Raw genomic sequence first — 12,329 nt, forward strand, 5'->3', positions numbered from 1 at the left:
GGTTGTCGCCTGTGATCACCCGCATGTCCGAGCTGTTCCTGAGAACCCTGCGCGACGACCCCGCTGATGCCGAGGTGCCCAGCCACAAGCTGCTCATCCGCGCCGGCTATGTCCGGCCGGTCGGCCCCGGCATCTACAGCTGGCTGCCGCTGGGCCTGCGGGTGCTGCGCCGGATCGAGAGCATCGTGCGGGAAGAGATGAACGCGATCGGTGGCCAGGAGATCCTGCTGCCGGCGCTACTGCCGCGCGGCGCCTACGAGACCACCAACCGGTGGACCGAGTACGGCGACACCCTGTTCCGGCTGCAGGACCGGCGTGGCAACGACTATCTGCTCGGGCCGACGCACGAAGAGATCTTCACGCTGACGGTCAAGGGGGAGTACTCCTCCTACAAGGACTTCCCGGTGATCCTGTACCAGGTCCAGACCAAGTACCGCGACGAGGCGCGTCCGCGCGCCGGCATTCTGCGTGGCCGTGAGTTCGTCATGAAGGACTCGTACTCGTTCGACGTCGACGACGATGGCCTGAAGAACGCGTACCACGCGCACCGCGAGGCGTACCAGAAGATCTTCGGCCGCCTGGGTGTGCGCTACGTGATCGTGTCGGCGGTCTCCGGCGCGATGGGTGGCAGTGCCTCCGAGGAGTTCCTGGCCGAGAGCGAGGTCGGTGAGGACACCTTCGTGCGCTGCCTGGAATCCGGCTACGCCGCCAACGTCGAGGCGGTGATCACCCGGGCGCCGGCGCCGCTGCCGATCGAGGGGCAGCCCGCCGCGCAGGTTCACGACACTCCGGACACCCCGACCATCGCGACACTGGTGGACTGGGCCAATTCGGCTGCTCTGGAACAGTTCTCGGGTCGCCAGGTCGCCGCCGCCGACACCCTGAAGAATGTCCTGCTCAAGACCCGCGAGCCCGGCGGCGAGTGGGAGCTGCTGGCGGTCGGCGTGCCGGGGGACCGCGAGGTCGATGAGAAACGTCTCGGCGCCGCGCTGGAACCTGCCGAGTTCGCCTTGCTCGACGACGCCGACTTCGCCAAGAACCCGTTCCTGGTCAAGGGCTACGTCGGGCCGAAGGCCTTGCTGGACAACGGGGTTCGTTATCTCGTCGATCCGCGCGTGGTGGACGGCACAGCGTGGATCACCGGTGCCGACGCGCCCAACAGGCACGTCGTCGGCCTGGTCGCAGGCCGTGACTTCACTCCCGACGGCACCATCGAGGCCGCCGAGGTCCGCGAAGGCGACCCGTCACCGGATGGCGCCGGCGTGCTCGCCGCGGCGCGTGGCATCGAGATCGGCCACATCTTCCAGCTGGGCCGCAAGTACGCGGACGCCTTCACCGCCGACGTGCTCGGTGAGGACGGCAAGCCGGTGCGGCTCACCATGGGTTCCTACGGCATCGGGGTGTCCCGCATGGTCGCCGTGATCGCCGAGCAGCAGCACGACGAGCTCGGCCTGCGCTGGCCGAGCGCCGTCGCACCCTTTGACGTACACGTCGTGGTGGCCAACAAGGACGACGCCGCACGGACCGGGGCGACCGAACTCGTCGCCGCCCTGGACCGCCTGGGTCACGAGGTGCTGTTCGACGACCGCAAGGCCTCACCCGGCGTGAAATTCAAGGACGCCGAGTTGCTGGGTATGCCGTGGATCGTCGTTGTCGGCCGCGGCTTCTCCGACGGTGTGGTGGAGCTGCGCAACCGGTTCACGGGCGAGAACCGCGAGATTGCCGTCGACGATGCGGCGGCCGAGATCTCGGCGGCCCTCACCGCCGGCTGAGCTTCGTCGACTTCTACGCCTGGGCCGCTCCGCCTAGCGGAGCGCGACCCCGGCGTGGAAAGCGGCGGGTGACCGAGGCCGTTATTCGCCGCCGCCGGGGAAGGCGACCGTCACCGGCCAGGCGTTGACGATGGCGCGCCACTTGGCCGCCGTGACGGCGGTCTGGGTCAGGGCAGCCACCGCGAACGTGCGGTCGTCGTCACTGTCGGCCTGCTCGAGCACCGCACGCCAGGCCACCGAGGAGTCCTCCTCCATCCGGATCGCGAGGTTGGCGGCGTCGGTCGGATCGGTGACCGGCGCGGGCAACTGATATCCGGCCGCGGGTAGCGGTGGGGTGACCGAGCGGGCGTCGAGCATGGCCATGGCCTCCTCGCGACGTGCCCGGTGTTCGGCCATCGCCGTGGCGACCAGGGCGTTGTCCTCGGCCGTCGAATGGGCCGAGACCAGCCCGTAGCCGTAGATGGCCCCATGCTCGACGGCCACCGCGTCGAACAGTGCGGCATCGGCGGCGGTCGTCGGCCGGGTGGGCGAGGTGGTCGATCGTGGTCCCGGTGAGGTCACTGTGCACCTCCCAGCGCGACGGTGTGGCCGGCCGTGCACGAGGCGGCGATGGATCCGAGCAGTCCGGCGCGATAGCCGGACAACCTGCGGGCCAGGCCGGCGGCCCGGTCGGCGGACTCCTTGAGCGCATCGACAACGTCGTCGACGCTCGGTGCCGACGGGTCTGCCCCGCCGCCCGGAGCAGCCTTGGCCGTGCTCTTGGTGGTGGTGGTGGTGTTCGCCGGCGTGGAACCCGTCATCCGGGTCAACTCGTCGGCCAGGGCTTTGGCGTGCGCGCTGCGATCGGTCGCCACCGCATTCAGCGCCCGGGCCACCGGCGCCTGCGGAGACTGGGCGGCGGCCGCGTCGGCGGCCAGCGCACTGTCGGCGCGGGCCCGGTCCCACTGCGCGGTCAGGTCGTCCACTTCGGGTTGAGGGGGCGTCGTACTGCATGCGGCGGTGGCGCCCAGCAGGGCAAGAGCCGCGGCCGAGAACAGTACGCGCCGCCGGCTGATGTCTGCATGGGCGCTCGGCACGGTGAACATCCTGCCATTGCTCAGACGCCCGCCTGACGCGGCGCTGACTGGCCGGCCGGGCCCGGCGCGACGACATTCGCCACGCACCGGATTGCGATTGGCGGTTGCTGCCGGGGGCCTGGCGTATCGTGGATAGGCAATTCCGGGGCTGATCCAGGTGGCTGGCCCTGGGATTTGTGTCGGAGACAATTCAAGATGAGGAGCTCGCCGTGGCACCGGATCCAAAGTTGCGGTCTGCGGATTTGCCGTCGCAGACGCAGGTGATCGAGCTGCTGGACGGCGAGTTCGCGCGCGCAGGCTATGAAATCGACGATGTCGTGATCGACGCGTCGACCCGGCCGCCCCGCATCACCGTGATCGCTGACGGCGACGAAGGTCTCGATCTTGATTCGCTGGCGGCGCTGTCGCGGACGGCTTCTGAGTTGCTCGACCAGCTTGCGCAGGGCGACACGCCGTATGTGCTCGACGTCACCTCGCCGGGTGTGGATCGGCCCCTCACCAAGGCCAAGCACTTCCGCCGCGCCCGCGGGCGCAAGGCCGAGCTCACGCTGGCCGACGGTTCGGTGTTCACCGGCAGGCTCGGGGAAACCGACGGCACGGTCCTGAAGGTCGTGGTGCCGGAAGGCCGCGAACTGGCCATCCGTGAGATCGCTCTTACTGATATCGCCAAAGCTGTTGTCCAAGTGGAGTTTTCACCTCCAAACCGACGTGAACTGGAACTGTCGGGAGAAACCGGGAAGGGGGCCGGCGAATGAACATCGACATGGCGGCGCTGCATGCCATCGAGGCCGACAAGGGCATCACGGTCGACGTGGTCGTGGAGACCATCAAATCGGCGTTGCTCACCGCGTATCGCCATACCGAGGGGCATGAGCCCGACGCGCACATCGACATCGACCGGAAGACCGGTGTCGTCAAGGTGATCGCCCGTCAGACCGATGCCGACGGCAATGTCCTGCACGAATGGGATGACACGCCTGAAGGATTCGGGCGGATCGCGGCGACGACGGCCCGCCAGGTGATCCTGCAGCGGCTGCGCGACGCGGAGAACGAGAAGACCTACGGGGAGTTCGCGGCCCACGAGGGCGACATCGTGGCCGGAGTCATCCAGCGCGATGCCCGGGCCAACGCCCGCGGGCTGGTCGTGGTCCGGATCGGCAGCGAGACCAAGGGCTCGGAAGGTGTGATCCCCAGCGCCGAGCAGGTGCCGGGGGAGCGCTACGAGCACGGTGACCGGCTGCGCTGCTACGTCGTCGGCGTCACCCGAGGTGCCCGCGAGCCCTTGATCACGCTGTCCCGCACCCATCCGAACCTGGTCCGCAAGCTGTTCTCCTTGGAGGTACCCGAGATCGCCGACGGGTCGGTGGAGATCGTGGCGGTTGCCCGGGAGGCCGGGCACCGGTCCAAGATCGCGGTGGCCTCGCGGGTCCCCGGACTGAACGCCAAGGGCGCGTGTATCGGCCCGATGGGGCAGCGGGTGCGCAATGTGATGAGTGAACTGTCCGGCGAGAAGATCGACATCATCGACTACGACGAGGACGCCGCCCGCTTCGTCGCCAACGCCCTGTCGCCGGCGAAAGTCGTGTCGGTGTCGGTGATCGACGAGGCTGCGCGGGCGGCACGGGTGATCGTGCCCGACTTCCAGCTTTCTCTGGCGATCGGTAAAGAAGGACAAAATGCCAGGCTGGCGGCTCGGCTGACCGGCTGGCGGATCGATATCCGCAGCGATGCGGCGCCGCAACCGGAGCAGGACGTCCGTCCCGGGGCGGTACACGATTGACAGTAGTGACCGGCGTTTCGGACCACGGGCCCCGGGGCGGTAGACTCAGCCGTGATCCAGCGCGAGACTCCGGCTCTGACGCAACGAAGCACCTCCGACACCTCTGTCGGACCAGTGCGGACCTGCATCGGGTGTCGGAAGCGAGAGTTGGCCGCCGAGTTGCTCCGAGTGGTTGCGGTGACCGACGGGAACGGGACCAGTTCCGTAACCGTTGACCCCGCGGCGAGTCTGCCTGGGCGTGGTGCGTGGCTGCACCCCGACCAGCAGTGCGCACAGATGGCAGTGAAGCGACGAGCCTTCGTCCGAGCGTTGCGACTCACCGGTTCACCGGATACATCCGCGGTGATCGAGTACGTCGAGAAGTTCGACCTCGACGGGCCCGCCACCCCGGCAACAGAACAGGTAGCGAAGAACATGAGCACACCGTGAAGTCCCGATGACCATGCGTCATAGCTAAACCCGAGGCGCGGCGCCTACCACCGCTGTTGCCTCCAGACGAGGAGATGTAGTGGCAGCAGGTAAGGCCCGTGTACACGAGTTGGCGAAGGAACTCGGTGTCACCAGCAAGGAACTCTTAGCCAAGCTCAAGGAGCAGGGCGAGTTCGTCAAGTCGGCGTCCTCCACTGTGGAGCCGCCCGTCGCGCGTCGGTTGCGCGAGTCGTTCGGCACCAAGGCCGGCGGCAAGAAGCCCGAAGACAAGCCCCGCCCGCAGGGCAACGCTGCAGCGCCCGCGGCCCCCAAGCCCGGCGCTCCGGCTCCCAGCCCCGCGACGGCGGCCAAGCCGTCCCCGGCCAAGCCCGCGGCCCCCGCGGCCCCGGCGGTCGAACCCCAGGCTCCGGCAGCCGAGGCGGCCCCGGTCGCTCCGGCCCGTCCCGCCGCACCCAAGCCGGCTGCCCCGCAGCCTCCGGCCGCGCCCAGTGCGCCGGCCGCTGCTGCGCCCAGCGCCCCGGCAGCGCCCACTCCGGGCGCCACGCCCGGTCCGCGGCCCACTCCCGGTGCCACCCCCGGCCCGCGTCCGGGTCCGGCATCGGGCGCCCCGAAGCCGGCCCCGCGTGCCCCGCGGGTCGGCAACAACCCCTTCTCCTCGCAGCAGCCGGTCGAGCGGCCCATCCCGCGGCCGCAGCCGCGGCCCGGTGCCCCGCGTCCCGGCGGTGGCCCGCGTCCGTCGCCCGGCAACATGCCGCCGCGTCCGGCCGGCGCCGGTGCTCCCGGACGTGGTGGCCCACGCCCCGGCCCGCGTCCCGGTGGCGGCCCCCGTCCCGGCGGTGCCGGTCAGGGTGCTCGTCCCGGCGGCGGCGGTGGCGGTAACTACCGCGGCGGCGGTGCCGGCGGTGGCGGTGGCGCACCCGCAGGTGGTGGCGGCGGTTTCCGCGGTCGCCCCGGTGGTGGCGGCGGCGGTCGTCCCGGTCAGCGCGGTGGCGCAGCCGGTGCGTTCGGTCGTCCCGGCGGTGCCCCGAAGCGCGGCCGTAAGTCGAAGCGGGCGAAACGCGCCGAATACGAGAACATGCAGGCGCCCGTCGTCGGTGGTGTGCGGTTGCCCAAGGGCAACGGCGAGACCATCCGGCTGGCCCGCGGCGCATCGCTGAGCGACTTCGCCGAGAAGATCGACGCCAACCCGGCCGCACTGGTCCAGGCGCTGTTCAACCTCGGTGAGATGGTCACCGCGACCCAGTCGGTCGGTGACGACACCCTGGAGCTGCTCGGCAGCGAGATGAACTTCAAGGTGCAGGTCGTCTCGCCCGAAGACGAGGACCGCGAACTGCTGCAGTCCTTCGACCTCACCTACGGCGAGGACGAGGGTGACGAGGACGACCTCGAGTTCCGCCCGCCTGTGGTCACGGTCATGGGTCACGTCGACCACGGCAAGACCCGACTGCTGGACACCATCCGCAACGCCACCGTCCGCGAGGGCGAGGCCGGCGGCATCACCCAGCACATCGGCGCCTACCAGGTCGAGGTCGATCTGGACGGCAACGTCCGGCCGATCACCTTCATCGACACCCCGGGTCACGAGGCGTTCACCGCCATGCGTGCCCGTGGTGCCAAGGCCACCGACATCGCGATCCTCGTGGTCGCGGCCGACGACGGCGTCATGCCGCAGACGGTGGAGGCCATCAACCACGCGCAGGCCGCTGACGTGCCGATCGTGGTGGCGGTCAACAAGATCGACAAGGAAGGTGCCGACCCGGCCAAGATCCGGGCGCAGCTCACCGAGTACAACCTGGTGGCCGAGGACTACGGCGGCGACACCATGTTCGTCGACATCTCGGCCAAGCAGGGCACCAACATCCAGGCGCTGCTGGAAGCGGTCGTGCTGACCGCCGACGCGGCCCTGGACCTGCGGGCCAACCCCGACATGGAGGCCCAGGGTGTGGCGATCGAGGCACACCTGGACCGCGGTCGCGGTCCGGTGGCCACGGTGCTCATCCAGCGCGGCACCCTGCGGGTCGGCGACTCGGTGGTGGCCGGCGACGCCTATGGTCGCGTCCGCCGCATGGTCGACGAGCACGGCGACGACGTCGAAGAGGCGCTGCCCTCACGTCCGGTCCAGGTCATCGGCTTCACGTCGGTGCCCGGTGCCGGTGACAACTTCCTGGTTGTCGACGAGGACCGCATCGCCCGCCAGATCGCCGACCGGCGCAGTGCGCGCAAGCGCAACGCGCTGGCCGCACGCAGCCGCAAGCGGATCAGCCTGGAAGACCTGGATTCGGCACTGAAGGAAACCAGCCAGCTGAACCTGATCCTCAAGGGCGACAACGCCGGTACGGTCGAAGCCCTCGAGGAAGCCTTGATGGGCATCGAGATCGACGACGAAGTGGAGCTGCGGGTCATCGACCGCGGTGTCGGTGGCGTCACCGAGACCAACGTCAACCTGGCTTCCGCCTCGGACGCGATCATCATCGGGTTCAACGTCCGTGCCGAGGGCAAGGCGACCGAGCTGGCCAACCGCGAGGGTGTGGAGATCCGGTACTACTCGGTGATCTACCAGGCCATCGACGAGATCGAGAAGGCCCTCAAGGGCATGCTCAAGCCGGTGTACGAGGAGAAGGAGCTCGGCCGCGCCGAGATCCGGGCGATCTTCCGGTCGTCCAAGGTCGGCAACATCGCCGGCTGCCTGGTCACCTCGGGCATCATGCGTCGCAACGCCAAGGCCCGGCTGCTGCGTGACAACACGGTGGTCGCGCAGAACCTCACGGTGTCCTCGCTCAAGCGCGAGAAGGACGATGCCACCGAGGTCCGCGAGGGTTACGAGTGCGGTCTGACGCTGACCTACAACGACATCAAGGAAGGCGACGTCGTCGAGACGTACGAGCTCGTTGAAAAGGCTCGCGCGTGAAGGTGTCCGAATAATGGCTGATCCCGCACGGGCCAAGCGGCTCGCCAAACGGATCTCCACCATCGTCGCCTCAGCGATCGAGTACGAGATCAAGGATCCCCGCCTGGCGGGGGTCACCATCACCGACGCGAAGATGACGGGCGATCTGCACGACGCCACGCTCTACTACACGGTGCTGGGATCCTCGCTCGACGACGAGCCGGACTATGCCGGCGCGGCGGCGGCGCTGGAGAAGGCCAAGGGCGTATTGCGGACCAAGGTGGGCGCCGGGACCGGGGTGCGATTCACCCCGACCCTGGCGTTCGTCCGCGACACCGTGCCCGATGCGGCGCACCGGATGGAGGAGCTGCTGGCTCGGGCGCGGGCTGCGGACGAGGATCTGGCGAGAGTTCGGCAGGGTGCCAAGCACGCCGGTGATGAGGACCCGTACCGTGTGAGCGGGGCGGAAGACATGGACGGGCTTGCCGACGGGGCAGACACAGAGGATGCCGGTGACCGCGATCGAACGGATGACTGAAAGTGCTCATTCGGGGGCTCCCAACGGGTGCCCTTCCGGTCAGCGTGTCGACGCGCGTGCGGCAGCCGACCTTCTCTCCGACGCGACGAGTATCAGCGTGGTGTGCCATGTCTATCCCGATGCCGACACCATCGGCGCCGGGCTGGCCCTCGCGCAGGTGCTCGACGACGCCGGCAAGCAGGTCGAGGTAGCCTTCGCGGCTCCCGACCAGCTGCCCGAATCCCTGCAGACACTGCCGGGCGGGCATCTGATGGTCTCGCCGAACACCATCCGGGATGACGCTGATCTGGTTGTCACAGTGGACATCCCGAGCGTCAACCGGCTCGGTGCGCTGGCGGGACTGGCCGTTGCCGGCCGTGAGGTCCTGGTCATCGACCACCATGCGTCCAACCAGCTGTTCGGCACCGCCAACTACGTCGACCCGACGGCGGATTCCACCACGATGCTGGTGGCCGAACTTCTCGACGCCTGGGACAAGCCCATCGACAAACGGGTGGCGCACTGTCTGTACGCCGGGCTGACCACCGACACCGGCTCGTTCCGCTGGGCGACCGCGCGGGCACACCGGTTGGCGGCCCGGTTGGTCGAACTCGGGGTCGACAACGCCTCGATCAGCCGCGCCCTGCTCGACACCCATCCGTTCGCATGGTTGCCGATGCTGTCGCGGGTGCTGGCTTCGGCGCGGCTGCTCCCGGGTGCCGTAGGCGGCCGTGGACTCGTGTATGCCGTGGTGCCGCATGACGAATGGTCCAGCGCCCGGCCCGAGGAAGTGGAGAGCATCGTCGACATCGTGCGCACCACCCAGCAGGCAGAAGTCGCCGCGGTGTTCAAAGAGATTGAGCCGCAACACTGGTCGGTGTCGATGCGGGCCAAGTCGCTGAACCTGGCCACGGTCGCCAGCTCATTCGGGGGCGGCGGCCACCCGCACGCGGCCGGGTACTCGGCCGCCGGGCCCGCCGATGACGTCGTGCAGGCGCTTGCGCAAGCTCTTGCCTGACCCCGTACGGCACGCCGTTCCCGGGCCGTCACATGGTTGAACCCGAAGGCGACATTCCCGTCACGCCGGCCACCACCCGCCGGATCGCCGGCCTGGCATTTCCGGCACTCGGTGTGCTCGCCGCCGAGCCGATCTACCTACTCTTCGACATCGCCATCGTCGGGCGGCTGGGCGCGCTCAGCCTGGCCGGCCTGGCGATCGGTGGCCTGATCCTCGGCCTGGTCAACTCCCAGGGCACGTTCCTGTCCTACGGCACCACGGCGCGCTCGGCCCGCATGTTCGGGGCGGGTGACCGGCAGTCCGCCGTAGGCGAAGGCGTCCAGGCCACCTGGTTGGCATTGGGTCTGGGGCTCCTGATCATCGCGGTGGTACAAGCGGCGGCGGTGCCGCTGCTGTCGGCGATCGCGGGACGCTCTGACATCGCCGACGCCGCACTGCCGTGGCTACGGATCGCCATCCTGGCCGCCCCGGCGATCCTGGTGTCGCTGGCAGGCAACGGCTGGATGCGCGGGGTACAGGACACGGTCCGGCCGCTGCGCTACGTGGTGTTCGGGTTCGCCGTGTCAGCGGTGCTCTGCCCGCCGCTGGTCTACGGCTGGCTGGGTCTGCCACGGCTGGAGCTGGCTGGGTCTGCGGTGGCCAACCTGGTGGGGCAGTGGGTCGCGGCGCTGTTGTTCCTGCGGGCCCTGCTGAGTGAGAAGGTGGCGCTACGGGTTCAGCCCGCGGTGCTGCGTGCCCAGTTGACCATGGGCCGCGATCTGCTGGTGCGGTCGATGGCGTTCCAGGCCTGCTTCCTGTCGGCCGGAGCCGTCGCTGCCCGGTTCGGTGCGGCGGCCGTGGCGGCCCATCAGGTTGTCCTGCAGGTGTGGAGTTTCCTTGCACTGGTGCTTGATTCGCTCGCCATCGCCGCGCAGTCACTCGTCGGCGCGGCATTGGGAGCGGGTCAACTGGCGCATGCCAAGAGCGTGGCGTGGCGGGTGACGCTGTTCTCCACGATGGCCGGCGTGGTGCTGGCCCTGGTGTTCGCCGTCGGCTCCTCGGTACTGCCGCCGGTGTTCACCGACGATCAATCGGTGCTGGAGGCGATCAGGGTGCCGTGGTGGTTCCTGGTGGCCCAATTGCCCGTGGCGGGAATCGTCTTCGCCCTCGACGGTGTGCTGTTGGGTGCGGGCGACGCCAAATTCATGCGCAACGCCACGCTGGCCAGCGCGCTGGTCGGCTTCCTGCCGCTGATCTGGTTGTCGCTCATCTACGGCTGGGGCCTGTTCGGCATCTGGTCGGGGTTGAGCACGTTCATGGTGCTGAGGTTGATCTTCGTCGGTTGGCGGGCGTTCTCAGGTCGTTGGCTGGTGCCCGGGGCCGGTTAGGCCCAAACGAACCCAGGTCGGCAAGAGGCCGCGCGATGATGGCGAAGTTGGTTGGCGTCCAGGGCGATCACCGTGACAGGTCGGTCGAAGATTGTCTGACCACACGGGCAGTCGGCCCCGTGGCGGTGCGTTCGGACAGCCACGTCCGGACGTTGTTGCGGACGGCGCGCCCGACGAGCCGAGGCGATGGTGCCAGGTAGAGACTGTCGAGCAGGCTGGTGCGCCGGAGAAACCATTCGGCCAGCACCGGGTCTGTCTCCGCTGCGGCGAGGAACTGATCGAACAGGCCGTACAGCGGCCTGTACCACCACGGACGGTGACCCTGGGCGCCATGCTCGGCATGATCGGCGACTGCGTTCATGAGCCACACCGGATAGGTGGATCGTGCCGTCGCATGTGCCAGCCGGGCAGCAACATCCGTCGATCCGCTGCCGAGGACTGCACGTAGATTGCCGGCTTGAATAGTCGTCATCGTCACGCCTTGGCCGAAAGTGGGATTGAGGCTCGCGACGGCATCGCCGAATGGCAGTATTCCACTGGGCAGTCTGGACAGCTTGTCGTATCGGTGCCATTTGCAGGTGGGATAGCGGTGAAACATCATGGCGCCGCGCGGTTCTCCTGCTTGCACAGCCGAACTGATGTGCGGCGGTAGCAGGGTCTCGGCCAATCGGCAGATCCCGGCGTAGTCACGTGGAGGTTCGGTCTTCGCCACTCCGAATGTCGTGACGGTCCAGGTGCTGTCCTCGTGGAACAACATGCCCATGCCGAGCTGCCGGTCCCGAGTTGCACTGACCAGCACCATTTTCTCCGCGATCAGGCCGGGTGGAATCCGGACCCGGTGCGAGGCGTATGTGACCCCGACGTGGACCTCATCTACCCTCGGTCGGTCAAAGCCCCACTGCTGCAGCCACACTGGTAGGCGACTACCGCGGCCTGAGGCGTCGATGACGAGGTCAGCAGGCACCCGCTCGCTGTCGTGGAGGACCACTCCGGTGACCCGATTGGTGTCAGGATCGAACTGCGGGTACGCCACCGCTCGCTGTTCCAGCCCGACCGACGGAATCGCGTTGACGCGCCTGCGGATCTGCCATTCGAGTTGTCCGCGGCTTGGCACGTACGCGGTGAAGCTGTTTTGCAGCCCTTTCCCGGTGCCGAGGATATGTCCGGCCGCAGCGAAATGAATTGACTCCGGCTGATTGTGGACGACAGGAACGCCGGCGCCGGCCATGTCATCCAGCAGTCCTGGAAAGAGGCGTTCGAGTTCCTGCGCTCCCCGCGCCATCAGGAGGTGAACATGCTGACCTTGGGGTATCGCCGGGCGGTTGACAGGTTCGTCGGGCAGTTCATCGCGTTCGTACAGAGTGACACGGTCGAAGTGGTCGGCCAGCACACGAGCTGCACAAAGGCCGGCGATGCTGCCGCCGATGACCACGGCGTGGTTCGAAGGACGGTCGAGCGTTCTGATCAGCACTGGTACCCCCGC

The 12,329-nt window shown here is 68.4% G+C and carries 11 protein-coding genes; 8 read left to right on the forward strand and 3 right to left on the reverse strand.

Features of this window, described 5'->3' with window-relative positions:
* Nucleotides 1-11: 11 nt before the first annotated feature.
* A complete protein-coding gene (locus tag AC4LGL_RS11135) occupies nt 12-1,772 on the forward strand; it encodes a proline--tRNA ligase (RefSeq protein WP_491838747.1) in 1,761 nt (586 codons plus the stop codon).
* 81 nt (nt 1,773-1,853) lie between these two features.
* Here AC4LGL_RS11135 and AC4LGL_RS11140 read toward each other — a convergent pair whose 3' ends face one another.
* Together AC4LGL_RS11140 and AC4LGL_RS11145 are read right to left on the reverse strand one after the other, a co-directional pair.
* Nucleotides 1,854-2,333: a ferritin-like domain-containing protein gene (locus tag AC4LGL_RS11140; protein WP_491838748.1), complete on the reverse strand. Its 480-nt coding sequence runs from the start codon at nt 2,331-2,333 to the stop codon at nt 1,854-1,856.
* Entirely contained in the window at nt 2,330-2,857 is a 528-nt protein-coding gene (locus tag AC4LGL_RS11145) for a hypothetical protein (protein ID WP_491838749.1), read from the reverse strand. The genes AC4LGL_RS11140 and AC4LGL_RS11145 overlap by 4 nt, the downstream gene beginning before the upstream one ends.
* A gap of 200 nt (nt 2,858-3,057) precedes the next feature.
* On the opposite strand from AC4LGL_RS11145, the gene rimP reads away from it, so the two are divergent.
* The 7 genes from rimP (at nt 3,058) to AC4LGL_RS11180 (ending at nt 10,846) form a co-directional block, all read left to right on the forward strand.
* Nucleotides 3,058-3,603, forward strand: a complete 546-nt coding sequence (gene rimP, locus AC4LGL_RS11150) for a ribosome maturation factor RimP (RefSeq protein ID WP_491838750.1) — start codon at nt 3,058-3,060, stop codon at nt 3,601-3,603.
* Nucleotides 3,600-4,628 (forward strand): transcription termination factor NusA, encoded by a 1,029-nt coding sequence (nusA, locus tag AC4LGL_RS11155; protein WP_055113091.1) that lies wholly within the window; start codon nt 3,600-3,602, stop codon nt 4,626-4,628. The genes rimP and nusA overlap by 4 nt, the downstream gene beginning before the upstream one ends.
* 177 nt (nt 4,629-4,805) lie before the next feature.
* Nucleotides 4,806-5,057, forward strand: coding sequence for a YlxR family protein (locus tag AC4LGL_RS11160; RefSeq protein ID WP_367301455.1), 252 nt, complete (start codon nt 4,806-4,808; stop codon nt 5,055-5,057).
* A gap of 79 nt (nt 5,058-5,136) precedes the next feature.
* Complete coding sequence (gene infB / locus AC4LGL_RS11165) at nt 5,137-7,965, forward strand: translation initiation factor IF-2 (protein ID WP_491838751.1); 2,829 nt, start codon at nt 5,137-5,139, stop codon at nt 7,963-7,965.
* A 13-nt stretch (nt 7,966-7,978) separates the two neighbouring features.
* Complete coding sequence (gene rbfA, locus AC4LGL_RS11170; RefSeq protein ID WP_135362295.1) at nt 7,979-8,482, forward strand: 30S ribosome-binding factor RbfA; 504 nt, start codon at nt 7,979-7,981, stop codon at nt 8,480-8,482.
* Nucleotides 8,475-9,479 carry a DHH family phosphoesterase gene (locus AC4LGL_RS11175; RefSeq protein ID WP_491838752.1) on the forward strand — a complete coding sequence of 335 codons (1,005 nt, stop codon included), beginning with the start codon at nt 8,475-8,477 and terminating at the stop codon, nt 9,477-9,479. The genes rbfA and AC4LGL_RS11175 overlap by 8 nt, the downstream gene beginning before the upstream one ends.
* Nucleotides 9,480-9,511: 32 nt before the next feature.
* Nucleotides 9,512-10,846 carry an MATE family efflux transporter gene (locus AC4LGL_RS11180; protein WP_491838753.1) on the forward strand — a complete coding sequence of 445 codons (1,335 nt, stop codon included), beginning with the start codon at nt 9,512-9,514 and terminating at the stop codon, nt 10,844-10,846.
* A gap of 67 nt (nt 10,847-10,913) precedes the next feature.
* On the opposite strand, the gene AC4LGL_RS11185 is transcribed toward AC4LGL_RS11180, so the two are convergent.
* The gene (locus AC4LGL_RS11185; protein WP_491839332.1) at nt 10,914-12,314 is read right to left on the reverse strand and encodes an FAD-dependent oxidoreductase; all 1,401 of its coding nucleotides are present in this window, start codon (nt 12,312-12,314) and stop codon (nt 10,914-10,916) included.
* Nucleotides 12,315-12,329 lie beyond the last annotated feature (15 nt).

This window comes from Mycolicibacterium arcueilense (genome assembly GCF_058536225.1).